The 25758-nt window shown below is 66.7% G+C and carries 25 protein-coding genes; 18 read left to right on the forward strand and 7 right to left on the reverse strand.

Annotated features, from left to right (window positions below; genetic code table 11):
- Nucleotides 1-12: 12 nt before the first annotated feature.
- Together CFB18_RS01210 and CFB18_RS01215 are read left to right on the forward strand one after the other, a co-directional pair.
- Nucleotides 13-1131, forward strand: a complete 1119-nt coding sequence (locus CFB18_RS01210) for an amidohydrolase family protein (RefSeq protein WP_088569985.1) — start codon at nt 13-15, stop codon at nt 1129-1131.
- A gap of 21 nt (nt 1132-1152) precedes the next feature.
- The gene (locus CFB18_RS01215; RefSeq protein WP_088569986.1) at nt 1153-1899 is read left to right on the forward strand and encodes a gamma-glutamyl-gamma-aminobutyrate hydrolase family protein; all 747 of its coding nucleotides are present in this window, start codon (nt 1153-1155) and stop codon (nt 1897-1899) included.
- Nucleotides 1900-1902: 3 nt separating this feature from the next.
- Here the strand turns inward: CFB18_RS01215 and CFB18_RS01220 are convergent, their stop codons facing one another.
- The 3 genes from CFB18_RS01220 to CFB18_RS01230 are packed head-to-tail and all read right to left on the reverse strand — an operon-like array spanning nt 1903 to nt 4594.
- On the reverse strand, nt 1903-2994 hold the full coding sequence (locus CFB18_RS01220) for a sensor histidine kinase (RefSeq protein WP_088569987.1): 1092 nt from the start codon (nt 2992-2994) through the stop codon (nt 1903-1905).
- A 4-nt stretch (nt 2995-2998) separates the two neighbouring features.
- Entirely contained in the window at nt 2999-3499 is a 501-nt protein-coding gene (locus tag CFB18_RS01225) for an NUDIX hydrolase (protein WP_088569988.1), read from the reverse strand.
- Nucleotides 3500-3538: 39 nt separating this feature from the next.
- The gene (locus CFB18_RS01230) at nt 3539-4594 is read right to left on the reverse strand and encodes an alpha/beta hydrolase family protein (protein ID WP_200808018.1); all 1056 of its coding nucleotides are present in this window, start codon (nt 4592-4594) and stop codon (nt 3539-3541) included.
- A 134-nt stretch (nt 4595-4728) separates the two neighbouring features.
- Here CFB18_RS01230 and CFB18_RS01235 point away from each other — a divergent pair, with 134 nt between their 5' ends.
- Complete coding sequence (locus tag CFB18_RS01235) at nt 4729-5727, forward strand: prenyltransferase (RefSeq protein WP_088569989.1); 999 nt, start codon at nt 4729-4731, stop codon at nt 5725-5727.
- Here the strand turns inward: CFB18_RS01235 and CFB18_RS16430 are convergent.
- Entirely contained in the window at nt 5696-5998 is a 303-nt protein-coding gene (locus tag CFB18_RS16430) for a toxin-antitoxin system TumE family protein (protein ID WP_407083996.1), read from the reverse strand. The two genes, CFB18_RS01235 and CFB18_RS16430, sit on opposite strands and share 32 nt — an antisense overlap.
- A 37-nt stretch (nt 5999-6035) precedes the next feature.
- Nucleotides 6036-6323: an MJ0235 family protein gene (locus tag CFB18_RS01240; RefSeq protein WP_088569990.1), complete on the reverse strand. Its 288-nt coding sequence runs from the start codon at nt 6321-6323 to the stop codon at nt 6036-6038.
- A 278-nt stretch (nt 6324-6601) separates the two neighbouring features.
- Here CFB18_RS01240 and CFB18_RS01245 point away from each other — a divergent pair, with 278 nt between their 5' ends.
- The 10 genes from CFB18_RS01245 (at nt 6602) to CFB18_RS01290 (ending at nt 20397) form a co-directional block, all read left to right on the forward strand.
- The gene (locus tag CFB18_RS01245) at nt 6602-7993 is read left to right on the forward strand and encodes a DUF8689 domain-containing protein (RefSeq protein ID WP_143597463.1); all 1392 of its coding nucleotides are present in this window, start codon (nt 6602-6604) and stop codon (nt 7991-7993) included.
- 165 nt (nt 7994-8158) lie between these two features.
- The gene (locus CFB18_RS01250; RefSeq protein ID WP_088569991.1) at nt 8159-8554 is read left to right on the forward strand and encodes a nucleotidyltransferase domain-containing protein; all 396 of its coding nucleotides are present in this window, start codon (nt 8159-8161) and stop codon (nt 8552-8554) included.
- On the forward strand, nt 8514-8927 hold the full coding sequence (locus tag CFB18_RS01255) for a HEPN domain-containing protein (protein ID WP_088569992.1): 414 nt from the start codon (nt 8514-8516) through the stop codon (nt 8925-8927). Before CFB18_RS01250 ends, CFB18_RS01255 begins: the two co-directional genes overlap by 41 nt.
- Nucleotides 8928-8974: 47 nt before the next feature.
- Complete coding sequence (gene smpB / locus CFB18_RS01260; RefSeq protein ID WP_088569993.1) at nt 8975-9445, forward strand: SsrA-binding protein SmpB; 471 nt, start codon at nt 8975-8977, stop codon at nt 9443-9445.
- Between the two features lies 1 nt (nt 9446).
- On the forward strand, nt 9447-10310 hold the full coding sequence (gene hepT, locus CFB18_RS01265; protein WP_088569994.1) for a type VII toxin-antitoxin system HepT family RNase toxin: 864 nt from the start codon (nt 9447-9449) through the stop codon (nt 10308-10310).
- A gap of 56 nt (nt 10311-10366) precedes the next feature.
- Nucleotides 10367-11191: a hypothetical protein gene (locus tag CFB18_RS01270; RefSeq protein ID WP_088570193.1), complete on the forward strand. Its 825-nt coding sequence runs from the start codon at nt 10367-10369 to the stop codon at nt 11189-11191.
- 18 nt (nt 11192-11209) lie between these two features.
- Nucleotides 11210-11986: a mechanosensitive ion channel family protein gene (locus tag CFB18_RS01275; protein WP_159461510.1), complete on the forward strand. Its 777-nt coding sequence runs from the start codon at nt 11210-11212 to the stop codon at nt 11984-11986.
- 27 nt (nt 11987-12013) lie between these two features.
- Nucleotides 12014-12733 (forward strand): hypothetical protein, encoded by a 720-nt coding sequence (locus tag CFB18_RS15515; RefSeq protein ID WP_200808019.1) that lies wholly within the window; start codon nt 12014-12016, stop codon nt 12731-12733.
- 81 nt (nt 12734-12814) lie between these two features.
- Nucleotides 12815-18763, forward strand: coding sequence for an Ig-like domain-containing alpha-2-macroglobulin family protein (locus CFB18_RS01285; RefSeq protein ID WP_088569996.1), 5949 nt, complete (start codon nt 12815-12817; stop codon nt 18761-18763).
- A 164-nt stretch (nt 18764-18927) separates the two neighbouring features.
- Complete coding sequence (locus CFB18_RS01290; RefSeq protein ID WP_088569997.1) at nt 18928-20397, forward strand: DNRLRE domain-containing protein; 1470 nt, start codon at nt 18928-18930, stop codon at nt 20395-20397.
- A 39-nt stretch (nt 20398-20436) separates the two neighbouring features.
- Here CFB18_RS01290 and CFB18_RS01295 read toward each other — a convergent pair whose 3' ends face one another.
- Both CFB18_RS01295 and CFB18_RS01300 read right to left on the reverse strand, forming a co-directional pair.
- The gene (locus tag CFB18_RS01295; protein WP_200808020.1) at nt 20437-20763 is read right to left on the reverse strand and encodes a nucleotidyltransferase family protein; all 327 of its coding nucleotides are present in this window, start codon (nt 20761-20763) and stop codon (nt 20437-20439) included.
- Complete coding sequence (locus CFB18_RS01300) at nt 20720-21148, reverse strand: HEPN domain-containing protein (RefSeq protein WP_088569999.1); 429 nt, start codon at nt 21146-21148, stop codon at nt 20720-20722. The genes CFB18_RS01295 and CFB18_RS01300 overlap by 44 nt, the downstream gene beginning before the upstream one ends.
- 286 nt (nt 21149-21434) lie before the next feature.
- Between CFB18_RS01300 and CFB18_RS01305 the strand changes: the two genes are divergently transcribed.
- From CFB18_RS01305 to CFB18_RS01325, 5 genes are read left to right on the forward strand one after another with little or no spacing between them, the layout of a single operon-like run.
- Entirely contained in the window at nt 21435-22439 is a 1005-nt protein-coding gene (locus tag CFB18_RS01305; protein WP_088570000.1) for a GHMP family kinase ATP-binding protein, read from the forward strand.
- Between the two features lie 4 nt (nt 22440-22443).
- On the forward strand, nt 22444-23076 hold the full coding sequence (locus CFB18_RS01310; RefSeq protein WP_088570001.1) for a D-sedoheptulose-7-phosphate isomerase: 633 nt from the start codon (nt 22444-22446) through the stop codon (nt 23074-23076).
- Nucleotides 23051-23656 carry a D-glycero-beta-D-manno-heptose 1,7-bisphosphate 7-phosphatase gene (gmhB, locus tag CFB18_RS01315; protein WP_088570002.1) on the forward strand — a complete coding sequence of 202 codons (606 nt, stop codon included), beginning with the start codon at nt 23051-23053 and terminating at the stop codon, nt 23654-23656. The genes CFB18_RS01310 and gmhB overlap by 26 nt, the downstream gene beginning before the upstream one ends.
- Complete coding sequence (locus tag CFB18_RS01320; RefSeq protein ID WP_088570003.1) at nt 23628-24425, forward strand: acyltransferase; 798 nt, start codon at nt 23628-23630, stop codon at nt 24423-24425. Before gmhB ends, CFB18_RS01320 begins: the two co-directional genes overlap by 29 nt.
- Nucleotides 24422-25663 (forward strand): glycosyltransferase family 2 protein, encoded by a 1242-nt coding sequence (locus tag CFB18_RS01325; RefSeq protein ID WP_088570004.1) that lies wholly within the window; start codon nt 24422-24424, stop codon nt 25661-25663. The genes CFB18_RS01320 and CFB18_RS01325 overlap by 4 nt, the downstream gene beginning before the upstream one ends.
- Nucleotides 25664-25758: the final 95 nt, after the last annotated feature.

Genomic DNA, 25758 nt, shown 5'->3' on the forward strand with positions numbered 1-25758 from the left:
CGGGAGGGCTTAGTGGATCTCTCCGCCATCCCCCTCGTTGACCAGCATGCCCACAACCTGCTGCGGCCGGAATCTGCGCGAGACTTCGCCTATCCTTCCGCCTTCACAGAAGGCTACGCCGCCGAGGTGGTGACCCGTCACGTCCAGGAGACGATCTTTTTCCGCCGCAGCATGCGGGAGATCGCGGAGCTTCTGGGGTGCGAGCCGAGGCTGGGGGCCATCCTCGAGGCGCGCGAGCGTCTAGGGTTCGAGGAGGTAGCCCGGCGCTGCTTCGCGGCTGCAGGCTTCGAGGTGATCCTACTGGACGACGGCTTCATGCCCGATCGGGTGATGCCGACGGAATGGCATAACCGCTTCGCGCAGGTCCGCCGGCTGCTTCGGGTGGAGTTTCTGGCCGAGCAGTTGATAGGGGCGCTTTCTTCCTGGGAAGCGTTCGAGGAGGCTTTCCGGGCGGCCCTTCACACGCCGGATCCCGAGGTGGTGGGCTTCAAGACCATTGTTGCTTACCGGACAGGCCTGGCGATCGCGCCCCCGGATCCAGAGGCGGTGCGGACGGCCTTCCAGGCCATGCGTCAGCAGGCGGAGCGGGGGGAACGCATCCGGCTGGCCCACAAGCCCCTGAACGACTGGGTGGTCTGGCAGACCCTGGAGGCCGCCACCCATCTTCGGTTGCCAGTTCAGTTCCACACCGGCTTCGGGGATCCGGACCTGGATCTGCGATGGGCCAACCCCCTTCACCTGCGGCCGCTGCTTGAGCACCCAGGCTTCCGGCGCGTGCCCTTCGTGCTGCTGCACGCCTCTTACCCCTACACACGCGAAGCGGGATATCTTGCCGCCGTCTATCCTCATGTTTACGTCGACCTGGGCCTGGCCATCCCCTTCCTGAGCCAGACTGGCATGGCCTTCGCCGTCCGCGCCTTCCTGGAGCTAACGCCGATCAGCAAGATCCTGTTCTCCACTGATGCCCATCTGATCCCTGAACTGTTTTATCTGGGAGCACGCTGGGGGCGGCGCATCCTCGGGGAGATCCTGGAGGAAACCGTCCGCGCCGGCGATCTCACTGTCACGGAAGCCGAGGACGCAGCGGAGGCCATCCTACGGCGCAATGCCCGGGCGCTTTATGCGCTCTAAGCGATCTCCAGGAGGGAATATATGCATCGACCGTGGATCGGAGTCACAACGAAGAACACACGGGAATCCAGTTCGCTGGGGCGCGCCCAGAGCGCTACCGAGACCGCCTATCTACATGCGGTATGGCGGGCGGGCGGGCTGCCGGTGATGCTCCCCAACCTCCCGGAGGCCGCCCCGGAGTTCGCCGAGCGGATGGATGGGATCCTGCTCACTGGAGGCTGTGACATCGATCCAGCCCGCTATGGGGCCTCCCTGCATCCCCGAACCGGACCGGTGGATCCACTCCGGGACGCTTTCGAGTTCGCCCTGGTGGAGGCCGCACGGGCGCAGGGGAAGCCGATCCTGGGGATCTGCCGCGGCTCCCAGGTGCTGGCGGTGGCCTTCGGAGCGGTCCTCTGTCAGCATCTTCCGGACATCACCGAACTGACCCATGACAGCGATGCGCCCCCGCCTGCCCGGGCCCATCCCGTGCGCCTGGATCCTCCGCCGGACCTCCTCGCGCTTCTGCATGCCCACGGGGTCGGCGAGGTCCTGGAGGTCAACTCCTATCATCACCAAGCGGTCTCCCGTCGGGCTGACCTCCCGCTAGGTCTTCAAGCCATCGCAGAGGCACCGGACGGCGTGGTGGAAGCGTTCCTCTGGCGCTCGACGTCCGGGATGATCGGGGCCCTGGCCATACAATGGCACCCGGAGCTGCTCTTCGAGGATGATCCCCGTCACCTGTGGCCGTTCCGTTGGCTGGTGGAGGCCGCCCAGGGGGCCCGCTGATCCTCAGCGTGGCGGCTCCGCCGCCGGCAGCCGAATTCGTACCCGGGTGCCCTGATCCGGGGCGCTCTCTACTTCGATCCCCCCGTCCATGGCCCGGAGGAGACCCCGCGCCACCGCCAGGCTCAGCCCGAAGCCCGGGACCTCCCGCACCCGTGGGTCCTCCGAGCGCCAGAAGGGAGTGAACAGCTGCGCCTGATCCGACGGGGCGATCCCGATCCCGGTGTCCTCGACCTCACAAATCACGGTGGGTCCCTGACGCCCTGCCCGGACCCGGATCTCTCCGCTGGGCGGGGTGTATTTGGCGGCGTTGTCCAGGACCTTCGCCAGGATCCCCTCCAATCGCTCCCGATCCGCAGCCACCGGAGGGAGACCCTCTGGCAGATCCACGGAGAGCCGGTGGCCCCGGGCCTCGATCTCATGTCGGACACGGCGCAGGGCCTCCTCCAGCGCCTCTGACAGGGAGACCGGCTCGATGCGCAGGCGCAGACGTCCGGTTTCGAGGCGCGCGTGCTCGAGCAGGTCGTTCACCAGATTCGCCAGTCGATCGATGTTCCCCCGGATGACCCCGAGGAACCGGCGCTGGTTCTCGGTGAGGGGACCGGCCAGCTCTTTGAGCAGGAGGTCCGCGTAACCCTTGATGCTGGTCATCGGCAGGCGGAGCTCGTGGACGGCGGTGGAGAAGAAGGCGCCGTGGGCCTCCCGCTCCCGAGCGGCCTCCAGCGCCATCCCGATCCACAGCCTCGCCACCTCCCATCCCGCCTCATCGGCCAGGGCCTCCGGGTCCAGATCCCGGACCCCGAGCCACTCCGAAGGCGCTTTTTCCGTAAGGGGAAGGAACCACACGGCGTCCGCAACCGGCTCCCAGGGGGATCGGGCGGAGGGCGGAAGCGTCCACTCGCGCTCCCAGAAGGCCGGGTCGCCCCGGACGATGGCGCAGCGCCAGGCGCCGGGTTCCTGAAGGAGCGCGGCTCCTTCCACCGCCCCGGTTCGGGCCATCACCCAGTCCAGAGCGACACGGCGGACCTCCTGCGGATCCCGCAACGCTTTCAGGGCCCGCCCCAGCTCGACCAGGTGTTCCGTGCGGATCTCTCCCATCGGCTCATCCTTCCCGGACGATCAGACGGTCCTGGACATCGTAGGTGTAACTCAGAAAGAAGGGCTCCCCGGTCTCCCGGAAGCGCAACACCCGGGGCCAGAGGGCCGGGAAATCCTCCACCACCGGCAGGTCCAGCACCCGGGAGATCGGCACCCAGGTCAGCGTCCCCTCCGGGGTGGGCCCTGCCGGCTGCGCGTCCGTCTCCCCGACGAAGACGGCGAGGAGAACCCCGGGGGAGGCGCCGGTGTCTACGGTGATCAGGCCGGCCAGCCGGAGCTCCCCGGCCGGGATGCCCGCTTCCTCCGCCAGCTCACGGCGGGCCGCTGTGCGCAGATCCTCCCCGGGCTCCACGTGCCCGCCCAGGCCGTTGTAACGCCCCGGGAAAACTTTTTTCGCTGGGGAGCGCTGGAGCAGCAACACCTGGTCGCCCCGGAACAGGAAGCACAGCACCCGGGGGATCACCGCCCAGCGCCCATCCGAGATGCCCTGATCCACCCGCCCCATCGTTTCCTCCTTGGATGCGCCGGAGATCGCGCTCTTCCCTCAGGGGACGCTCTCACCCAGATATTTGCGGAAGAAGGCGATGGCTCGCTCCAGGAGCAGGCGGTCCGCCGCGCTCCCAGCGGGGAACGTGTGGGGCTGACCCGGGTATTCGAACCACTCCGCCGTCTTGCCCAGGTCGCGCAGCCGTTCGTAAAGCTCCCGGGACCACTCGGGCGGCACCACAGAGTCTGCTCCCCCGTGATGGATCTGGATGGGCGTGGCGATGTCCTGGAGGTAGTAGAGGGGCGAGATGCGGCGCAGGGCCTCCTCCGGCGTGTTCAGTTCCTCGCGCCCTCGCGTCCCCCCTGACCACTGGAGGATGCGCTCGAAGTTTTTGCGCTCGTCGGCGCTCATGGAGCCGTAGAGCACCGCGGCCCGGACCCTCGGGTTCACCACCAGGACGCGAAGGGCGATCCCGCCGCCCATGGAGTGGCCGAACAGGCCCACGGCGTCCGCCCGCGCCTGGGGGAGCGTCGGCAACAGGGCGATCAGGTTCAGCACGTCCACCGCATAGCCCACGCGAAAGGGGTTGGGCCCTTCATCGGAGGGCGGGTGGTTCCGGTAGTTGGGATGGAGCACCAGAAAGCCGGCGCGGGCGAGGGCGTCGGCGTAGCGAGTCGTGTAGGCCAGCGTCGAATAGCGCGCCGGATCCACGTAGCCGTGCAGCACGATCACGGCCGGGAACGGGCCCTTCCCTCGGGGGACGTTCATGAAGCCGTAAACCGTCAGGCCGTCGCTGGGATACGCGATGAGGGTGCGGGTGAAGGCCGGGGTGACCGCTAGGGTGCGCTCGATCCGGATGGATCCGCCGCCGTAGGCGCGCCGGCGCAGGGCTTCCACCGTGAGATCGGCATAAGGGTCAGGGGTGGGGGTTGGGGTCGGGAGGGCTGTTGCGGTGGGAGTTGGGACAGTAGGGGTTGAGACCGATCGCCCGGTCGGGATGGGGACCGGGGTCGGGCTCCCGGTCGAAGGGGCAACGCCGGAGGGCGTGGGGCGCCTGACGCAGCCCACCACCATCCACCCGATCAGGATCCATCCGCACAGGAAGATCCGCATCGCGCCGCTCCAGAGAGGATCAGGCGGATTTCGAATACAATCTATCCGGGGAGGGGGGAGCGCGCAACCGGCGCTCCGGGCTGGGGAGATATGGGAAAGCGCCTCCCCTCGAAAGCCGCGCGGGAGGGTCACAGATGTGGCGGAACTGGCTGGAGATCTATCGCACATGCAACCTGCGGGCGGATCGGCCGATGGATTCGATCTCGAAGTGGCTGATCATCGTCCGCTGCTGCGTGTTCCCGATGACGTTGATCTCCGCGGCCATCGGGGGATTGCTGGCGGCGGCCGCCGGTCGCTTTGAACCCCTCCCCTTCGCCCTGGCCGCCGTGGGGCTGCTGCTGGCCCACGCGGCGAACAACATGATCAATGACTATTTCGATCTGGAGACAGGTCTGGACACCGCGGAATACGCCCGGGCCCAGTATGCGCCCCATCCGGTCCTCTCGGGCATGGTCACACGGGAGCAGCTGCGGCGCGCCATCCTGCTGGTGAACGCTCTGGATGGGCTGATCGCCCTGGCCCTCACGGCGATGCGGGGATGGCCAATTCTGGCCTTTGCTCTGGCCGGGCTGTTCATCAGCGTGTTCTACGTGGCCCCGCCCCTGCGCCTCAAGCGCATCGGCCTGGGGGAGCTCGGCGTCTTCCTGGTGTGGGGGCCCTTGATGATCGGTGGCACCTTTTACGCGACTACAGGGACCCTGCCGGGATGGGTCTGGCTGGCCTCGATCCCCTACGCCATGCTGGTGTCTACCGTGCTGATCGGCAAGCACATTGACAAGCTGGAACAGGACCGCGCCCGGGGAATCTACACACTTCCGGTTTTGCTGGGAGAGCGGATGGCGCGGGCGCTGAACGCGGGGCTGATGGTGGCTTTTTATTTAGTGGTGGGAGGGCTGGCGCTCGCCAGGGTGCTCGGGCCATGGGTGCTGCTCACCGCCCTCGGCCTGCCGCGTCTGATCGACGTCCTGCGGACCTACGCCCGCCCCCGTCCGGCTGAGCCGCCTCCCGGCTATCCAGTGTGGCCTCTGTGGTATGTCTCCTGGGCCTTTGTCTTCAACCGGCGGGCCGGCGCTCTGTTCCTGGCCGGGCTTCTTCTGAACCTCATCCTCCCGCTTCGCCTCCCGGCGGGCTGAGAGGAGCCGCGCGTAGCTTCTCCCGAGCGAAACCCAGGAATTCCCGCAATGCTTGCACGGGATCCTCGGATATGTAACTTTCAATCACATGATCCTCACTGCCATCATGGAAATGGCGAGGGAAGGTAGATACAGATTGCCAGCGTCGATGAGGAGCGTTATCATGTCGATAGATCTGACCATCGATGGCCCGTCTCTCCCAGTGATAGCTGTAACGGCCCTTGAGTTTAAGGGAAAACCACACATCTATAAAACTTCCATGTCTGCAAATTCATTTTCGGCAACTTTGCGTAGATTTTCGAGGCTCATCATGACAGAGTCTCAAGAAGCCTTTGAAGTTGTTCAATTTGATACTCCAGACGATCCAATCGTTGGAGATCCCTCCAGGTGTCCGCCTCTTTCAGCGTGCCCTCCCGGTATCGAGCCTCCATCTCTTCGACGCCGGCCACCCCGTAACGTCCCGTGATCTCTATCCACTCCGCTCGGAGCTCCCGAATCCGCTGTTCCAGAAACGCGCGCAGACCCTGCCGGATCAAATCTTCCTCCGTCAGTTGCAGCTCCTGCGCGATCTTCCTTAACAACCCCACCGCCTCCATTCCGATCTGCCTCCTGTTATCTTGCAGCCAGGGGCTCTTCATGGAATGGCTCATCAAGCTGAGACCCCCAGAGGGGATTATACTCCAGGTTCCCGCTGAGGGATCGTAGTATCATCCACCGCTCGCGTTACGGTTTCCGGATTAGAAGGGGAGCCCTTGCATGGAATCCCTGGGAAGTCCAAAATAGAGACGCCCGGGTCGCGCTCCGAGCGGCGTGCCGGTCCTTCCGGGGTGTTCGGTGCGGCGATACTCCGATCCGGCGAGGAGGGGGAGAGCGCATGGCGAACACAACGGCGAGCTCGCAGACCGAGGCGTCCACCACCGCAAGATCCACGGTTCCGGGGGAGTTCGCGTTCATCCCCCCGATGCCGCGTTCCATTGAGGAGACGGGGCTTTCCCTGGCCTTCCTGGCCGACCTCAGCCTTAAGATCCTCTACAACGCCGGTTATCTCACCGGCGGACAGCTGGCGGAGCGCCTGCGTCTCCCCTACACCGGGGTGACAGAGGTCGTTCTGGAGTTCCTCAAGCGTGAGCAACTGGTGGAGGTGCTGGGGGCGAAGGGAGTGGGGGAGCAAGCCTATCAGTATGCCCTCACCGCCCGGGGGCGCGATCGGGCCCGCGAGGCGCTGGATCGCAGCCAGTATGCCGGGCCCGCCCCGGTGCCCCTCTCGGCCTACGCTGTGGCCATGCGCCGGCAATCCCATAAAGGCACCCGGGTGACCCCGCGGTTGATGCGCCAGGCCCTCGGGCATCTGGTTCTCAACGACCGCGTGTTCCATAAGATCGGCCCCGCCATCAACTCGGGGACCTCTATCTTCCTCTACGGCCCGCCCGGGAACGGGAAGACCTCCATCGCTGAGGCCATCGGCCATCGCGTGTTCCAAGGGGGGATCTACATCCCCTACGCCGTGGAGGTCGGCGGGTTCGTCATCAAGGTGTTCGACGAGGTAAACCACGAGCCGCTACCGAACCAGCGGCCGGGCCAGACCGGTGTGTTGAAAACGCCGGTGGATGCCCGGTGGATCGCCATCCGGCGACCCTTTATCGTCAGCGGCGGGGAGCTCACCCTGGAGATGCTGGATCTGGCCTGGAACGAGGTCAGCCGCTACTATGAGGCACCCCTCCAGATGAAGGCCAACGGCGGGGTCTTCTTGATCGACGACTTCGGGCGCCAGCAGGTGCGCCCCCGGGATCTCCTCAACCGCTGGATCGTCCCCCTGGAGAAGGGGGTGGATTACCTCACCCTCCACACCGGCCAGAAGTTCGAGATCCCCTTCGAGACCCTGATCCTCTTCTCCACCAACCTCAACCCGCGGGATCTGGTGGATGAGGCCTTCCTGCGTCGCATCCGACACAAGATCGAGATCCCCGACCCTACCCCGGCGGAGTTCCGGGAGATCTTCCGCCGGGAGTGCCAGGCCCGAGGGATCCCTTACGACGACCAGGCCCTGGTCTACCTCCTTCAGGAGTGGTATATCAAGCGCCGGCGGCCGCTGCGGGCGGTCCACGCTCGCGATCTCCTGTCCCACATCCAGGATATCGCCTCGTATTTCAACGTGCCTCCCGCGCTGAGCAAGGAGCTCATCGATCGGGCATGTGAAGCCTATTTTGTGGAGATGAGTGGCGCCTCCCCGGCGGCGCCCTCGCCCAAGCCCCCCGGGGCCTCATAAATCCGGCTTCCCCATCCGCACGGAGGCGGCTGGGTTTCGATAGGCGATGGATGCGCAGCGGGATGTCTTGTTCCTGAAGGCCTCCGCCCTGCCGGGTTTCCCCCGGGATCAAATTGCCCGCATAATATCCTCTGCCGGCATCCCATCTGGAGCCTCTGCAAAGCCATGAGCGCCATCCATGAGGAGCGGCTTCACCGCAGGCTGCAGGAACGCCGCCGGGTCCACCAGAGGGAGCTGGAGGAGGAGCTCCCCCGTCTGGTGGAGGAATTAAAAGCCATCGGGGTCGAGCGGGTGATCCTGTTTGGATCCGTCGTCCGCCGGACGATCGGTTTAACCAGCGACCTGGATCTTCTGGTCATATGGGATACGCCCATGGGATTCTTGGAACGAACCGCTTTCCTCTATCGCCGGTTGAACCCGCGGGTCCCCGTGGACCTGTTCGTTTACACGCCAGAGGAAATCCGGCGGCTGGCGGATCACCCTTTTATCCGTCAGGCACTGGCGGAGGGAGAGACGGTCTATGCGGCGGGATCCGAAGGCGGAGGGCCTCCGCTGGCTTGAGCAGGGGGAGGCTGATCGAAAAGGAGGACAGCTCCTGCTGGAAGGCGGGAGCTATCACCTGGCCTGCTTTATCGCCCAGCAGGTCGCGGAGAAAGCCCTCAAGGCCTTCCTCTATGCCCAGGGCGAGGAGATCGTCACGGGTCATTCTGTGGAAGCGCTGTGTCGTTGGGCCGCCGAGTATGATCCGGAGTTCGAAACTTTGCGCCCGGAGGTGGCCCCTCTGGATGGCCATTATCTTCCTGCTTGTTATCCCAACAGTGTGCCCGATAGCATCCCTGCCCGTATTTATAATCGCGCGATTGCAGTGGAAGCACTGCAAATGGCTGATCGGGTCCTCGAGCTGGTGCGTCGCAAACTTCGCGAAGACCTCTAAACCATACGGCGATTCCCCCAGGTTCGGTGGGGAGAAGGAAGCCTGAGATGGCGAAGAAAACAGAATCCATCCGGGTGGTGGCGACTAACCCGAAGGCCTATCACGATTATCACATCGAGGAGACCTATGAGGCCGGCGTCGTCCTCACGGGCAGCGAGATCAAATCCGTGCGCGCGGGGAAGATCAGCCTGCGGGAGGGCTATGTGCTGCCGCGGGATGGGGAGCTGTGGTTGATGAACGTGCACATCGCCCCCTACGAGCCGGCCGCACGGGACAACCCGGACCCCCGGCGGCCGCGCAAGCTGTTGCTCCACCGGCACGAGATCAACCGGCTGATCGGCAAGGCCCAGGAGAAGGGCTACACCATCGTGCCGCTGAAGGTCTACCTCAATGCCCGGGGCCTGGCCAAGGTGGAGATCGCCCTGGCGAAAGGCAAAAAGCAATACGAGAAGCGCCGTGCCATCGCCGAGCGGGAGGCCCGTCGGGAGATCGAGCGCGCCCTGAAGGGAGTGGAGTGAGATGGGCGTGCGGGAGCGATACGGGCGCCAGCCTCCGCTTCCTTCGGATGTAGCGCACCGGCTGGAAGGCTCGGCCGCCCTCTTCCGTCGCCATCCGGTGCGGCTGGCCTATCTGTTCGGATCCCTGGCCCGCGGGGATCCGGGCGCGGCGGATGTGGATCTGGCCGTCCTGCCGGACGAAGGCCTTTCCTGGCATCTCCTGTATGCCGAGCTCTCAGAAACCCTGGGGACCGATCGCCTGGACCTCCTGGATCTCCGGCTCGCGCCGCCTTATCTGAAGGCGGAGATCCTTCAAAGCGGCCGTTGCCTGTTCGCTCGGTCGGAGGCGGAGCGCGAGGCTTTCGAACGAAGCGCCCGCGCCGTCGCTCGGGACGAGGCGCTCCGCATCCGGATCCAGGCCCATCGGGCCCGATGGGGGATGGTGCCTATGCCCCTGCGAACGGATTTCCTCTGGTCTGCGCTTCTGGAGCTCGAACGGATCGCCGAGGCCATGGAGGCCTATCGCGCGCTGACCGCCCGTGATCTGGAGGGAGATCTACACCGACGTTGGGCTGCCGAGCGAGGGCTGATCGCCGGGCTCAACCTCATATTCCAGATCGCCGATCACATCCTAGTCGCCCGGTTCCATCGGGAGGCACCTACCTATGAAGACCTGCTGAAGGACCTTCGACAGCATGAGGTGATCTCAGAGGAGCTGTATGGGCTGCTGCGAGGTGCCGGAGGCCTTCGAAACGTTCTGGTTCACGAATACATCCGGATCGATCCGGAGCGGGTCGCTCAGGCGTTGCGGGACGCCCCGGACCGCTTTCGGCGCTTCGCCCGGGAGATCCGCGCCTGGCTGTCGGAGCAGGCGGAGACCGGGTGAACGCCATGGGCGATCCTCTCGGATCCGAAGCTACGTTCCCGCGGTGGGGACCTGGGATGGAGATCGAGATCCAATCCGACCGCTTCGTGGTGGCGGGTCGCCCGCTGGCCTCCCTGCGGGAGATCCACCGGCTGCCTGAGGAGGCGCAGCGGGCCATCTATCGCACGCTCATCCCGGATTTCCTCCTGGAGCGTTACGGCATCGACCCGGTCACGCTGTGCGATCCGGCCGGGCGGCCGCTGGTCCGCATCCATGGGGAGAACGCGGAGGTGGAGATCGAAGTCTGGCGACGGGTCGACGATCGGGATCCGCTGGTTTACCTGCACTTCGCGGAGACGCTGCATAACCGCATCATCGTGCTCCTCTTCATGACCAACGACCCGGAATCCCCCCGCTTCGACGTGGATCGGGACCGGGAGGGGCGGCCCACGAAATACGGGACGGTGAGCCGGAACATCGAGGCGGAGATCGCCGCCATGCAGTTTGGCCTGGCCCCGGGCCAGGTGCGCCGAGGCCTGCGCCTGACCAAACACATGCTCCCGCTGTTCGAGCAGTTCATCCGCCGCCTGGGCCACGATCTGTTCCTGGTGGAGCCCCTGGCCTACCATGCCGCGATCCTCTTCGAGCGCTACGGTTGCGGATACATCGAGGGGCGCATCAAGATGGAGTGGATCCATCGGGAGTTCCAACCGGGCGGCGTGCTCCACCGTCGGCTGGATGGCTCCACCCCCTTCCGGCAGCCCGGGATGGAGCGAACGGTGCGCGGCCGCTCCTGGGCCATTTACGACGGCATCCTGGGGGAGCCCTTCGACGGGGTCCGGATGTATAAGCGGGTGGGCCACCACGCGGGGATCTGCACCTTCCCGGACGCGGTCTGGTGAGCGATGGGACGATTCCCGATGGAGGCCGGCACGCTGATCCTGGTGTTGCGGATCCTGATCCTCATGATCTTCGCCGGCGCCCTCTGGTGGGGGGTCGGGCGCGTGGTCCAGGTCCGGCTTCCCCTCTCCGATCCGGAGCGCGTCCGGCGGATCCAGGCGGTCCTCTCCCTGGGCCGCAGCCTGCTGCGGGCGGTCATCCTCGCCGTGGCCCTGCTGATGGTCCTCGACCTGATAGGGCTGAACGTGGGGCCTCTGCTCACCGGAGCCGGCATCCTGGGGGTTGTGGTGGGGCTGGGGGCCCAGAGCCTGATCCGGGACCTCCTGGCCGGCCTGACCATCGTCTTGGAGGGCCCTTTCGGCATCGGGGACGTGATCCGCACGGCGGGCGTGAGCGGGAAGGTGGAGCGCATCACCTTGCGGGCCACCTACGTGCGGGATGCCGACGGCACGCTGCACATGATCCCGAACAGCATGCTGGGGGTGATCAGCAACCTCAGCCGGGAATGGGCCCGGGTGATCGTCGACCTGCCGGTGCCCCGGGGGACCCGGCTGGAGGCGCTGCAGGAGGCCCTGGAGCAGGCGACACGGGCGCTGCGGGAGGATCCGGAGCTTCAGGGTGGATGGCTGGAGCCCCCGACGGTGGCTGGCATCGAGGCCATCGGGGAGACCACTTTCATCGTTCGAGTGGAGGCGAAGACCCGGCCGGCGGACCGCTGGACAGTTGCGCGCCGGTTGCGATATCATCTGCTTCAGGTGCTGCAGACCGAGTCAGGCTCACTGTCCGCGCCGGGATAGGGATCTGCGGAAACCTGGGAGGTTGCGATGCGGATCAGAACAGCGGCAGCATGGGGGATCCATGCCCGATGGAGGATCGTCGGGCTCATCGCGCTGCTCAGCCTGCTCACAGGAGCCTGCGGAGGCGTCCCCTTCGGGGCGCCGGTGCCGCCCACGGCGACCTTCCCGCCGACCCGCACGCCGCGCCCGACGGCGACGGCCACCTTCACCCCCACGATCACGCCGTCGCCGACCCCTACGTTCACGCCGACCCCCACCGAGACCCCGACTCCCACCCGCACGCCCACGCGGACCCGGCCGCCCTTCACCCCCACGCCGCGGCCGACGGCGACGCCCACGCCCTCCCCCACGCCGGCTTTCGATTTCTACCCGCAACCGATGGCCACCGCTCCCAACTGTGGGACGGTTTACATGGAAGGTTACATCCGGGATGCAGCGGGGAACCCCATCAACGGAGTATGGTATCGTCTGCGGATGTTCTTCCCTTCCGGCGGGGGATATGAGCAGGTCTGTCTTTCGCCCGGCGATGGGAACTGCGAGGATTACAAGCAGAGCGGCGGTCGGGCTCCCGGCATGTGGGGATTCGCCCCGCTGAACCCAGCAGATTATCACAAACCATTCCGGTTCATCATCGAGATTGTAGAAAGCCCGAGCAATCCCCGGCCCCTCTCGCCGCCTGTGGTCATCGATCACCAGGACTGCAATCAGATCGGCCAATACGTCTTTGACTGGAAGCGTCGATACTAAACGCTAAACGATGGGGTCCGATCAGGCGCCTCAGGCGCTTGGCGGACCCCTCTCCGGCCTTTGTGCCGAAAGGAGATTCCCATGCGTTCGACATCCCGGCCCTGGCGAAGGATCGGGGGGGCTTTCATTCTATTGTTGCTTCTCCTCGATGCCTGCCGCCCGGCTCCCACCCCCACGCCCACCCCGGTGATCTCGCGGTTGCCGCCGGTTCTGGTCGCCCGCACGCCGGAGCCCGGGCAGGAAGCAACCCCGGAGATGCCCCTGCGGCTGGTGTTCAGCGAGCCGATGGATCGTGCCTCGGTGGAGGCCAACTTCCGGGTGATCCCTGCCATCGCCGGGCGCTTCGCCTGGGAGGCCGGGGACCGCATCCTCCGGTTCATCCCTCAGGCCCCGTGGAAACCCGACGCCGAATATGAGGTTCGCTTGGAGAACGCCCGGGCCCGGAACGGTCAGGCCCTGGCCCGACCGGTGGCCTTCCGCTTCCGCACCGCTTCCCCCCTCGCCGTGGTCGAGGTCATCCCCTCCCCCGATGCCCGAGATGTGGATCCCCGGGCCTCGGTCACGGTGATCTTCAATCGCCCCATCGTCCCGCTGCGCAGCGACCTCGCCCCCGGCGATCTCCCGCAACCCCTCACCTTCGATCCACCCATCCGAGGGACGGGACGATGGATTAACACCAGCATTTACACCTTCCAGCCGGAGGGAAGCTGGGAGGCCGGGCGGACGTACATCGCGCGGGTGGCCGCCGGGTTAAAGGATCTTTCCGGGGTCACGCTGGAGCGGGATTACACCTGGACGTTCACCATCCGCCGTCCGGCGGTGGTGGATTATACCCCCCGACCGGGCCGGGCGATGGATCTGGATCTGAACACGCCGATCTCCATCACGTTCAACATGGAGATGGAGCGATCCTCGACCGAGGCCGCCTTCGCCTTGCGAGAGGGCGCGGAGGATGGGCCGGCGATCCCCGGGCGCTTCGAATGGATCAGCCGGACGATGGTGTTCTGGCCCGCCCAGCCGTTGAAGATGGAGACCCGCTACTTCGTCCGTCTGGAAGCCCGCGCCGCGGCCCCCTCCGGAGCCACCCTCGAAGGCCCGCTGGCGTGGGCCTTCACCACGCCGGCCTACCCCCGGCTGCGGAGCGCCAGCCTGAGCCCGGAAGGGCCGAACCGCCTCGACACGGACTCCTCCATCGAGCTCCGCTTCAGCTCTGGATTGATCCGCCCGGAGACCATCTGGCCGAACCTGCGCTTCGACCCGCCCATCTCCGTCACGCGGGTGGTGACCAGCTGGAACCCGGAGGGTGGGGAGTTCATCATTTACGCGGACTGGAAGCCGGGGGCGGTTTATACCCTTACGGTGGGCCCGGGGATCGAGGATCGCTACGGCAACCGGCTGGATCGCCAGCATGTGTTCACATTCACCGTTGACCATCTGGATCCCCTCGCCTACCTGAACATCGGCAGCCCCTATACCCCCATCGCCCTGGTGGGGACTTACACCGGGACCACAGCGTTCCTCTCCACCCGCAACCTGAATCGTGTGGACCTCACCCTCGCCCGCCTGAGCCTCGCTTCGTTCGTCACCATGACCCAGAACCCGGAGGCGGTCTCTCGCTACATCGCACCGCCCTCCCAGGTGTTCGCCCGATGGACCTTCACGGTCCCCGAGGTGATCACGGACGTCATCATGCTGAATCGCATCCCTCTGGCCGGGCCGGGCTGGCCCACGCTCCCAACCGGGTTGTATCACCTGCGCCTTGACGCTCCGGTTTCCCTGCAGGATCGACCCGCTCGCTATCTGATCGCGGCGACCGATCTCCACGTGGCGATCAAGGTGGCGCCCCAGGAGGCCCTGGTCTGGGTCACTGACCTGGCCTCCGGGCGTCCCGTCCCGGGCATCCCGGTCCAGCTCTTCGAGGTTGTCGAAGAACGCCTGGAGGCCCGCGGGTCCGGGACCACGGACGCGGACGGGATCGTGCGGTTCACGTGGGCGGAGCCGACGCCCCTCTGGCGGATGCGGGTGGCCGTGGCCGGGACCCCCGGTGGTCGCTTCGGGATCGGGGCCAGCACGTGGTCGGACGGGATCGAGCCGTGGAGCTTCGACATCCCCGCGGATTACGAACCCATGCGATTCCGGGTCTACTGGCAGACCGATAAGCTCATCTACCGGCCGGGCCAGACCGTTCGCTTCAAGGCCATCGTCCGAGTCGATGACGACGCCCGCTACACCTTGCCGACCACTCCGATCCTGCCGATCCGGATCCAGGATCCAGAGGGTCGGGAGGTTTATTCCGCCACCCTCCCGCTGAGCGATTACGGCACCGCAGAGGGCGCCTTCGCCCTGGCGGAGGAAGCCCTATTGGGTTCCTATACCCTCATGGCGGATCTGCCGCCGGGCCCCTACGCCCACACCATCTCCTTTCTAGTGGCTGCCTACCGACGCCCGGAGTTCCAGGTCACCCTGACCCCCGATCGCCCCGCCTACGTGGCCGGCGAGACCATCCAGGCCCTGCTCCAGGCCACCTATTACTTCGGAGGACCGGTCGCCGACGCGAAGGTGGAGTGGACCGCGCGCATGCGCCCCTTCTTCTTCGAATACACAGGGCCGGGCTATTTCTCCTGGTCCGACGTCGATCCTTACAGCGCTTATGAGGGGGAAGGCGAGGAGGTGGTCGCCAGCGGCAGCGGAACCACCGACGCCCAGGGACGGTTCCGGATCCGATTGCCGGCGGACCTGGGCAAGCGCACCGGAAGCCAGGTGGTGATCCTGGAGGCGAGCGTCACCGACCTCAACGACAACGTCGTGGCCGGGCGGACGGAGGCCGTGGTCCACGCAGGACGCTTTTACATCGGGCTGCAGGCGGAGCGCTACGTCGGGGAGGCCGGCCAACCCCTCACACTCACGGTGCGGACGGTGGATTGGGAGAGCCGACCGGTCGCGGGGATCCCGCTCACCTGGACCGCCTATCGTCGGGAGTGGTTCAGCGTGATGCAGGAGACCGACCGCGGCCCGATGTGGACGTGGACCTACAGCGACACGGCCATCTTCAGCGGCACCCTGCAGACGGATGCGGAAGGAAGCGGACGCTTCGCCTTCACGCCTCCCGATCCCGGCACCTACGTGGTGAAGGCCGAGGGGATCGATGGGGAGGGCCATCGAATCCGAAGCGCGGAGTTCGTGTGGGTGAGCGGGCGAGGGACCGTGGCCTGGCGCCAGGAGAACAATGACCGCATCGAGCTGATCGCGGACCGCCGGGAGTATGCCCCCGGGGACACGGCCACCCTCCTGATCCCCTCCCCGTTCAGCGGGACGGTCACCGCCCTCATCACCCTGGAGCGCGGGCGGATCCGGCGCTACGAGGTCCGGACCCTGGAGGGGAACGCCCCCACCCTTTCCATCCCCCTCACAGAGGATGAAGCCCCCAACGTCTTCGTCACCGTCCTGCTCGTTCAGGGGGTGACCCGGGAGAACCCAGCGCCATCCTTCAAGATGGGGATGGTCAGCCTCCCGGTGAAGCCGGTCCGGCAGCAGCTTCGCATCGAGCTGATCCCCGACCGCGACGTCGAGGCCGGCGCCCACTACGGGCCGCGGGAGACGATGACCGTGACGGTGCGCACGGCCGACGCGGATGGCCGGCCGGTCCCGGCGGAGGTCGCAGTGGCCGTGGTGGATGCCTCGGTGCTGGCCCTGGTGGACCCCAACGCCCCGCCCATCCTGGAGGGCTTCTATGCGCGGCGGCCGCTCTCCGTGCTCACCGGCGTGGCGATGGTTTACAACCTGAACCGGGTGACCGTGCGGATCGCCCGGGAGCGGAAGGGAGGCGGCGGCGGGATGGAACAGGCCTTCGGGGAGATCCGCCGGGAGTTCCCGGACACCGCCTACTGGAACGCCCGTTTGCGGACCGATGCCAGCGGGACGGCGACCTTCTCCGTGCGGCTGCCGGACAACCTCACCACGTGGCGCATCCTCGCCAAAGGCGTCACCGCGGACACCCGGGTGGGCGAGGCGACCCGGGATGTGCTCAGCACCAAAGACCTCCTGATCCGACCCAGCGTGCCCCGCTTCTTCGTCGCCGGGGATCGGGTCACCCTGGGCGCCGTGGTGCATAACGCCACCACCCGGACCTTGTCCGTCGCCGTCCGACTGGAGGCCCGGGGCCTGGCCCTGGAGAGTCCGGCCGCCCAGGAGGGGACCATCCCGGCCGGCGGCGTGGCCCGCTTCGAGTGGACCGGCGTCGTGCAGCCGGTGGAGGCTGTGGATCTGACGTTCTTCGCGGAGGGAGGCGGTTTTCGGGACGCGACCAAACCCACCCTCGCGCGGCCGGACGGCACCATTCCGGTGTTGCGTTACGTGAGCCTGGAGACGGTGGCCAGCGCCGGGATGCTGGAGACGGCGGAGCCCCGTCTGGAGATCATCGCCATCCCACCGGAGCCCGAGGTCGTCGGCGGGAGGATGATCCTTCGTCTGTCGCCCTCCCTCGCTGCGGCGACCCTCGACAGCCTCACGTGGCTTCAGCACTTCGAATACGAATGCACCGAACAGACCATCAGCCGTTTCCTGCCGAACATCGCCACCTATCAAGCCCTCATCCGCCTGAACCGGATGCGGCCGGAGCTGGAGGAGCCGCTCCGGCAACAGATCGCCATCGGCCTGCAGCGCCTCTACGCCGGCCAGCACGCCGATGGCGGGTGGGGCTGGTTCACCTCGATGGGAAGCGATCCGCTGACCACGGCCTACGCGGTCTTCGCCCTGGCCCAGGCCCGGGCGGCGGGGTTCGCCGTCGCCGACGAGGTGCTCGCCCGCGGCGTCTCCTTCCTGCGCCGATCGCTGGAGGCGCCGGCGGATCTGCCGGAGTGGAAGGCGAACCGGCAGGCCTTCATGCTCTTCGCCATGGCCGAGGCCGGCGCGGGCGACGCCGGACGGATCGTCGCCCTGTGGGAGGCGCAGAAGGATCGCCTGGCCCTCTACGCCCGCGCCTTCCTGGCCATGGCCCTCGCCCGAGTCCAGCCGGACCATCCGCTCATCCCCACCCTGCAGAGCGCGGTGCTGGAACGCGCGGAGGTCACCGCCACAGGGGCCTTCTGGCAGGAGCAAAAGATGGACGACTTCAACTGGAACACCGACACCCGCACCACCGCCATCGCCCTGCTGAGCCTCCTGCGCCTGGATCCGGACCACCCCCTCGCCTTCCAGGCGGTGCGGGGGCTGATGGCCGCGCGGCGGGCGGACCGCTGGGAGACCACCCAGGAGACCGCCTGGGCGCTCATGGCCCTCACGGAATGGATGGTCCAGACCGGCGAGCTGGAGGGGAACTACACGTGGACGGTCCGCTTGAACGATGCGTTCCTGGGCTCCGGAACGGTGGACCCGGCGCACATCCAAGAGACCGTCACCCTGCAGCAGGACATCGCCGGTCTGCTGCGGGAGGTCGGCAACGCCCTGGAGCTTTCCCGGAGCGCCGGCCCGGGTGTGCTTTACTACACCGTCCATCTGGCTCTGGAGGAGCCGGTGGAGCGGATCGCGCCGCGCGCCCGGGGCCTGACGGTCAGCCGGCAGTATGTGCGGGCGGACGATCCATGCCTGCGGGATCGGCGGCAGCCGTGCACGCCGGTGACCTCGGCACGGGTGGGAGATCTGCTCACCGTGCGGCTGACCCTGATCGCGCCCCGGGCGGTGCACCATCTCGTGCTGGAGGATCCGTATCCGGCCGGCGCGGAGGCCATCGATCCCTCCCTGAAGACCTCCCCGACGGCGGGGCGTCCGCCGGAGCTCCAGCGGGTGGATCCCTCGGATCCCTTCGGGGGCTACGGGAGGTGGGGCTGGTGGTGGTTCGGCCATGCGGCCCTTTACGATGATCGAGCCGCCCTGTTCGCCAATTACCTGCCGCCGGGAACCTACGAATACACGTATCTCATCCGGGCCGGGTGGGCCGGCCGGTTCCAGGTGCGGCCCGCGCGCGCCTATGCGTTCTACTTCCCCGAGATCTACGGCCAGAGCGAAGGAACGATCTTCGAGATCACCCGATGATCCACGAGCCGGATGGAGAGGGACCGGACGCCTCAGGACCTGTTCCCTCTCCATCCGTCCATCGGCCCCCCTGAAAAGTCCACGCCTGGACAATTCCCCCCACTGTTGTTAGAATATAGTTAGTTTGATTTTGGTTTGAGACTAACCCCACGAGGAGGGAGGGGATGTCCCGTTCGGTGGCGGGGCTGGCAATTCTGATTCTGTTCCTGGGCGGAGGCCTCTTTTCCGACATCCCGGGCGGGAGAGCCCGGGAGAGGATGCGGCCCATGGAGGACGGTTCTCCCTCTCCATCCGCCAGCCCCACCTTCTCGATCTACCTTCCGCTCGTGCTGCGGGGAGCCGGGACAGCGCCGGCCCGCCAAGTCAATGTGCCTCAGCTTGTCGATCCCCTGGGCGCAGAATTCTCCCGTATGGCCATCTTCTGGTTCGGGAAGGTCACGCCCGTCGCGAACTACGCGGACGTCCGCGCAGCCTACACGGCCTCCGAGCTGGTGGTCTACGTGGCGATCTTCGATCGGCGGCTCTGGTTCAACCCGGACCCCAGCCCCTCTACTCTGACATCGTGGGATGCGGTCACCCTGTTCCTCCATCTGGAGGGTAACGTCGGGAGCGCACCAACCCCTTCCTCGTATCGCTTCATCGGCGGGCTGAGCAACGGGGATCGCTCCGGCCGGTATCAGACGGCGGAGCAGGGCACCGGCACCGGATGGGCGGCCCGATCCATTTCGTTCACCGCCCTCGCTGGCTGGCGGGGGGAGCGCCTGAACGATGACGGAGACGACCGGGGCTGGGCGATGACCTTCCGGATCCCCTTCGCCAGCCTGGGGCGATCCGGCCCGCCACCGGAAGGAACGGTCTGGGGGCTCGCCGTGATGGTCCACGACCGGGATGACGCGGCCGGCACGCCGATTCCGGTCACCGTCTGGCCGGAATCCATGAACCCCAATGTGCCCGCCACGTGGGGGCGGATTCATTTCGGGATGCCCGTCTACACGCCACCTTCCGCCCGACCCGGGGGGACCGTGACCATCCGCCACGGCCTGAACGGCATGGTGGTCCGGGATGCCGGCATCGGGGGATACACGAACTGCGGGGATGGGCTGGATTACTGGACCCAATGGGGTGAGACCCCCGATCCGGGACGGCCGGACTTCAACATCCAGAACCAGGTGGACATCGCGGACTGGCCGTGCTTCTCGAAGTATTATGTGATCTTCCCGCTGGACGCCATCCCTCCGGGCAAGGTGATCCTCTCCGCCACGCTCACGCTCTACCAGATGGGGAACGCCGGATCGAACCCGCCGTCCTCCTGGATCCAGGTCCTGACGACGCGGGAGGACTGGGAAGAGCGGACGCTGACCTGGAACCGCGCGCCGCTGGCCTGGGAGAACATGGGGGGGACGCGAGTGGATCCGGTGCGAAACTGGCCCGGCTGGCCCGGCATTCCTTATACCTGGGATGTGACCCGGGCGGTGGCGGAGGCCTACGCGGCCGGCCAGCCCCTCCGCCTGGCCCTTTATTCCGCCGATGGAGATTACCATTCCGGGAAATACTTCGTCTCTTCGGATACGGAGGATTGGAACGCAGGAGGCCGCCCGACCCTCACGGTGCAGTGGGGAGATCCTGCTCCCTGAAGTAGATCTCCTGGCGTAGAGGCGGAAAATTTTTCGCCCCTATGCCAGGCGAAGGCCTTCCTGGGCCACGGCCCCGGCGATCCCCCGCCCGGTCCGACGTCCCTCCTCCAGCTTGTGGGCCGATTTCACGAACACCTCCACCGGCACTGGCGCCTCGGCGAAGATCCAAATGGCCTGCTCCCGGACGGCCTCCCGGAGGGCGGGATCTTCCTCGGCGATCTCCACCACGATGTCCGCATCGCTGCGCGGCGTGGCCGTCCCCGTGGCGAAGGAGCCGAACAGGTAGATGGCGACGACCGCGGGGCACTCCGCCCGCAGCCGCTCAGCGCAGCGGCGCAGCGCCTCCAGAACCGCCTCCCGCCGCACGAACCTGCTGCTCGCAAAATACGTAAATCCGTCGCGCATCCTCGAGCGCCTGCTGGGCCTCGCCGAAGGTGTAGTAATCGACCGGAGCGCCTGTGTCAAAACCGTTAGGATAGCGGGTTGGGATGTAGTGTTTATCCAGACGCTGGGCCGCGCGGAGGAGAGCGTCAGGGATCTGGACCTGCTGCTTCAGATCGCGGAGCAAACGTGTGAGGGAGTATCCCCACCCCTCCCCTCCCATGGCCAGAAACACGGCCTTGACCGCTTTCTCCGCCGCCTGATGTGCGGCAAAGCACGCCCAATCATAGTCCCCATCCTCCAGGGCTTGCTCCGCATGCCTGAGGTCATGCGCCGCTGGCGTCAGCCAGTCCCCCGCTCGATGACCCATCGCATCCTTGCCCTCTGGATGACCGGGCACCGCTTGTCCGTCATGATAATCCAGATTCGTGTGTGCTCCCTGCGCGCTGACTTCCTCTCTGCAGCCTTTTCAGAGGACAGCCGGGGCCAAGCTGGAAGCGAAGGATCCCGAAGTCACCCCAGGCTCCGCTGGTTAGACTCCTCTGCCTCGTCCGCGTGGATCCCCTCCACGTTTTCCTAACGCTTCGTTTATCCCAGCCCAACCCCCCTCCTATACGCTCGGCATTGAAAGATCCTGCCTTCGGGAGTCCATATTGATGCTGCTCATCGCCCGCGCACCGGTTCGGATCAGCTTTGCGGGCGGGGGGACGGATCTCCCCGCTTATTTCATGCGCTATGGCGGGCAGGTCCTGAGCGTCACCCTGAACCGTTACGTCTACACCATCCTCTCCCCGGCGCCCCGAGCAGCCCATCTGATCTCGGCCAATTACAGCCTGTTCCACCAGTATGCGCCGGATCGGGATGCGATGTGGGATGGGAACCTCTCTCTCCCACGGGCGATCCTGGAGGCCTTTGGCAGCCCCGGGGGGATCGATCTGTTCATCGCCGCACAGGTGCCTCCGGGCACCGGCCTCGGTTCCTCGGGCAGCCTCGCGGTCTCGATGATCGCCGCCCTGGCGGCGTGGAGCGGTTGGTCCCTCTCCCGGGCGGAGATCGCGGAGCTGGCCTGTCAGATTGAGATCGAGCGGCTGGGGATGCCGGTGGGGAAGCAGGACCAATACGCAGCGGCCTTCGGGGGCCTGAACCGGATCCGGTTCGATCCCCATGGGGTCACCGTGGAGCGTGTCCACCTGGCTCCGGAAATCCGTCAGGCCCTGGAGCGACGGCTGCGGCTCTTCTACACCGGCCAGGCCCGTCCGTCCTCCCGCATCCTGAAAGCCCAGCAGCAAGCCACGGCGGAGGAGGACCCCCAGGTGTTGCGGCGGCTTCATCTGCTGAAAGTCTTGGTGGAGGACATGGAGGAATGTCTGACGATGGGGAACCTGGACGGCTTCGGTCGTCTGCTCCATGAGGCATGGACCCTTAAGCGCGGGCTGGCCTCCCCGATTTCCAATGACTTCATCGATCGCTGTTACGCCGCCTCCCGAGAAGCCGGGGCTCTGGGGGGAAAGATCACCGGGGCGGGCGGAGGGGGTTTCCTCCTGCTGTATTGCCCAGAGGACGCCATCGAGCGGGTGACCGAGACGATGACCCGGATGGGCCTGAAACCGATGGACGTAGCCTTCGATGACGAAGGCGTCCAGGTCTTTCGAGTGGAGTGAGGCCATGTGGGGGGAGTGGGTTGAGGAGTATTTCAACGGCATCCATCGGGCGCTGGAAGCACTGCCCCGGGAGGTCCTGCTCCAGATCATCGCGCAGATCGAGGCGACGGCGCGGGACGGGGGGATGATCTTCCTGTGCGGGAACGGCGGCAGCGCGGCCACGGCCTCTCATTTCGCCTGTGACCTGGCCAAAGGCACCCGTCGGCCCGGCGCGCCCATGGTCCGGGTGATCGCCCTGACCGACAACGTCCCGTTGCTCACCGCCTGGGCGAACGACACGGAATACCGCCGGGTGTTCGCGGAGCAACTGCGCCCCCTGATCCGCCCGGGGGATCTGCTGATCGCCATCAGTGGGAGCGGCAACTCTCCCAACGTCCTGGAGGCGGTGCTCGTGGCCCGGGAGGCCAGGGCCTTCACCATCGGCCTGACCGGGTTCGAGGGCGGGCGGCTGCGGGATCTGGTCGACCTGTGCCTGATCGTCCCCAGCGCGTGCATGGAGCAGATCGAGGACCTCCATCTCATCCTGCAACACACCATCACCACCGTCCTGCGCCGGACGTGGGAGAGCACGGCGGTGGCAGTGCCGATCCTGAACCAGGAGCCATTGCCGGATGCGCGCCATCTTTCTGGATCGTGACGGGGTGATCTGCGAGAACCGGCCGGACCACGTCAAATCGTGGTCCGAGTTTCAGTTTCTGCCTGGGGTGTTGTCGGCCCTGCACCGCCTGGCCCAGGCCCCCCTGGCCATCGTGGTGGTCACGAACCAAGCCATCATCCGCCGCGGCATCGTCCCCGCTTCGGTGGTGGAGGAGATCCACGAGCGGATGGCCTGGCATGTGCGCCGGGCCGGAGGACGACTGGACGCGGTCTACTACTGCCCGCACCGGCCGGACGAGGGCTGTTTCTGCCGCAAGCCGCAGCCGGGCCTGCTGTTCCAGGCCGCGTGGGATCTGGGGCTGGAGCTGGGCCGCTCGTATCTGATCGGCGACGCCCTCACCGATATCGAAGCCGCCCGGGCGGCCGGATGCCAGCCCCTCCTGGTGCGCACCGGACGGGGAGCCGCCCAGGCTGAACAGGTCCTCCGGCGCTATCCAGAAGTCCCCATCTTCGAGGATCTGGCAGAGGCTGCGGCCTGGATCTTGAGCCGGGAAAGCCAGTGGATCCTGACCCCCTCATCGCGAGGCGTTTATGCGCCGTTGGCCCTCCCGCTGGGTTGAAGCGCTGGATCTTTACATCCGCGCCCAGTCCACCGGATGGGGCGCTTATCTTCTGGAGCAGTCCCTGATGGCGGTGCTCCGGGATCTCCCCGGGCTGTTGGGGATCGCCCTGAGAGGCATGGCCTATCGTCTGATTCTGAACGCTTGGGGTTTCCCCTACATCGCCCGGGGCGTGCGCCTCGCCCAGCCCCGGCGGATCACCCTGGGGCGCGGGGTCTATCTGGATGAGGGGGTTTACCTCCACGCCTGCCCGAACGGCATCGTCATCGGCGAGGGGACGGTGATCATGCACGGCTCGGTGCTCCACGTCTACAACTTCCGGGGCCTGCCAGGCTCCGGCATCACCATCGGGCGGCGTTGCTTCATCGGCGAATACAACGTCATCCGGGGGCAGGGGGGCGTGACCATCGGGGATTTCGTCTACACCGGCCCGATGGTCCAGATCCTGGCGGTCAACCATGTGTTCGCGGATCCAGATCGGCTGATCGCGGAGCAGGGCATCACCGCCCGCGGCATCGTCATCGAGGATGACGTCTGGCTGGGCGGCGGGGCGGTGGTCCTGGACGGAGTGCGCATCGGGCGGGGCGCCGTAGTGGGCGCGGGAGCGGTGGTCACCCAGGACATCCCTCCTTACGCCATCGCGGTGGGCGTCCCGGCACGGGTGGTGGGCAGCCGGCGGGAGACCCCCCGGCCGGTGGAGGGTCCGATCTTCCACGGCGGTCTCCCAGCCGTTCAATCCATGGTTTTATCCCGGGAGGGATCTCCATGAGCACGTTATCGATCGTGATCCCCGCCTACAACGAGGAGAGAGCCATCGGCGCTGTGCTGGAGCGGGTGCGGGCCGTCGGCCTGGCGCTTCAGGAGGCCGGCTTCACAGACTGGGAAGTGATCGTGGTGGATGATGGCTCGCGGGACCGCACGGCAGAGATCGCGGCCGCTTATCCAGAAGTCCGATTGATCCGCCATCCGGTCAACCGGGGATATGGGGCCGCGCTCAAGACCGGCTTCGCCCACGCCCGGGGGGAATGGCTGGCCTTCCTGGACGCCGACGCTACCTATCCCCCGGAATCGCTCCCGGATCTCTACCGGGCTGCGCGGGCCAGCGGGGCGGACATGGTCGTTGGATCCCGCATGGGCAGTGCGGAGTCGGAGATGCCCCTGGTCCGGCGCATCGGCAACTGGGGGTTCGCCTTCCTGCTGCGGGTGCTGGGGAGCGCCGCGATCAGCGACAGCGCCAGCGGGATGCGCCTGTTGCGCCGGGAGACCCTGGAACGCTTGTATCCCCTGCCCGATGGCTTGAACTTCACCCCGGCGATGAGCGCCCGGGCCATCTACGAGGGCCTGCGCATGATCGAGGTGCCCATCCCCTACCGGGAGCGCCTGGGGCAATCCAAGCTGCACCCGCTGCAGGATGGAGTGCGCTTCCTCCACGCCATCGTCTGGACGGTGATGACCTACAACCCGGTCCGGGTGTTCGGGATGGCCGGTTTCGGGCTGATCGTCGCCGGCGCCGGGCTGGGGCTCAGCGCCTTTCTCTGGCCCGGCCCTGGGGGCTGGCCCTTCCCCCGACTGTTCGCCGCGGTGGTCCTGGGCGCCCTGGGGGCCCATCTGTTCGCGGTGGGCACGCTGTTCAATTACCTAGTCTCGCTGTTCCACAAGCGGCCCATCCGCCAGGGGCTGTTCGGGCGCCCGCTGTTCCGCCAGCCTCTGGAGCGTCGGTTCCTGCCGCTGGGGCTCCTCAGCGTCGCCGCCGGCCTTATCCTCTACGGGTGGGCGGCCATGGCTGGGCTGACCGCACCTCCGTTCCCGGCCCCCTGGTTCGTCCCTGCGGTCAGCGCCTTAACTGTGCTGATGGGCGTGGACCTGATCACCGCTTGGATCCTGGTGCGCGCGCTGTCCGAGCTCAGCCAGCGGGAGCTGCGGATCCGCCAGGATCTGGCCGCCGGTGCGGTGACCTCACCCACGGAGCCCCTCCCTCAACCTCTCTCCATCTCCCACCCAGCGTGATGGGACGCAGGAACAGCGCGGTCACGCGCGAGATCGGCCAGGGAACGAGATCCCAGGAGCCTCGCCGGCTGCGTGTCCGGGGATGGGAGATCCTT

The organism is Thermoflexus hugenholtzii JAD2 (assembly GCF_900187885.1).
Classification (GTDB): Bacteria; Chloroflexota; Anaerolineae; order Thermoflexales; family Thermoflexaceae; genus Thermoflexus; species Thermoflexus hugenholtzii.

Excerpts from the sequence above, each read along its gene's own strand:
- CFB18_RS01215 (WP_088569986.1), top strand. The coding sequence starts at position 1,153 with ATGCATCGACCGTGGATCGGAGTCACAACGAAGAACACACGGGAATCC.
- CFB18_RS01220 (WP_088569987.1), bottom strand. The coding sequence starts at position 2,994 with ATGGGAGAGATCCGCACGGAACACCTGGTCGAGCTGGGGCGGGCCCTG.
- CFB18_RS01225 (WP_088569988.1), bottom strand. The coding sequence starts at position 3,499 with ATGGGGCGGGTGGATCAGGGCATCTCGGATGGGCGCTGGGCGGTGATC.
- CFB18_RS01230 (WP_200808018.1), bottom strand. The coding sequence starts at position 4,594 with ATGCGGATCTTCCTGTGCGGATGGATCCTGATCGGGTGGATGGTGGTG.
- CFB18_RS01235 (WP_088569989.1), top strand. The coding sequence starts at position 4,729 with ATGTGGCGGAACTGGCTGGAGATCTATCGCACATGCAACCTGCGGGCG.
- CFB18_RS01240 (WP_088569990.1), bottom strand. The coding sequence starts at position 6,323 with ATGGAGGCGGTGGGGTTGTTAAGGAAGATCGCGCAGGAGCTGCAACTG.
- CFB18_RS01245 (WP_143597463.1), top strand. The coding sequence starts at position 6,602 with ATGGCGAACACAACGGCGAGCTCGCAGACCGAGGCGTCCACCACCGCA.
- CFB18_RS01250 (WP_088569991.1), top strand. The coding sequence starts at position 8,159 with ATGAGCGCCATCCATGAGGAGCGGCTTCACCGCAGGCTGCAGGAACGC.
- CFB18_RS01255 (WP_088569992.1), top strand. The coding sequence starts at position 8,514 with ATGCGGCGGGATCCGAAGGCGGAGGGCCTCCGCTGGCTTGAGCAGGGG.
- smpB (WP_088569993.1), top strand. The coding sequence starts at position 8,975 with ATGGCGAAGAAAACAGAATCCATCCGGGTGGTGGCGACTAACCCGAAG.
- hepT (WP_088569994.1), top strand. The coding sequence starts at position 9,447 with ATGGGCGTGCGGGAGCGATACGGGCGCCAGCCTCCGCTTCCTTCGGAT.
- CFB18_RS01270 (WP_088570193.1), top strand. The coding sequence starts at position 10,367 with ATGGAGATCGAGATCCAATCCGACCGCTTCGTGGTGGCGGGTCGCCCG.
- CFB18_RS01275 (WP_159461510.1), top strand. The coding sequence starts at position 11,210 with ATGGAGGCCGGCACGCTGATCCTGGTGTTGCGGATCCTGATCCTCATG.
- CFB18_RS15515 (WP_200808019.1), top strand. The coding sequence starts at position 12,014 with ATGCGGATCAGAACAGCGGCAGCATGGGGGATCCATGCCCGATGGAGG.
- CFB18_RS01285 (WP_088569996.1), top strand. The coding sequence starts at position 12,815 with ATGCGTTCGACATCCCGGCCCTGGCGAAGGATCGGGGGGGCTTTCATT.
- CFB18_RS01290 (WP_088569997.1), top strand. The coding sequence starts at position 18,928 with ATGTCCCGTTCGGTGGCGGGGCTGGCAATTCTGATTCTGTTCCTGGGC.
- CFB18_RS01300 (WP_088569999.1), bottom strand. The coding sequence starts at position 21,148 with ATGGGTCATCGAGCGGGGGACTGGCTGACGCCAGCGGCGCATGACCTC.
- CFB18_RS01305 (WP_088570000.1), top strand. The coding sequence starts at position 21,435 with ATGCTGCTCATCGCCCGCGCACCGGTTCGGATCAGCTTTGCGGGCGGG.
- CFB18_RS01310 (WP_088570001.1), top strand. The coding sequence starts at position 22,444 with ATGTGGGGGGAGTGGGTTGAGGAGTATTTCAACGGCATCCATCGGGCG.
- gmhB (WP_088570002.1), top strand. The coding sequence starts at position 23,051 with ATGCGCGCCATCTTTCTGGATCGTGACGGGGTGATCTGCGAGAACCGG.
- CFB18_RS01320 (WP_088570003.1), top strand. The coding sequence starts at position 23,628 with ATGCGCCGTTGGCCCTCCCGCTGGGTTGAAGCGCTGGATCTTTACATC.
- CFB18_RS01325 (WP_088570004.1), top strand. The coding sequence starts at position 24,422 with ATGAGCACGTTATCGATCGTGATCCCCGCCTACAACGAGGAGAGAGCC.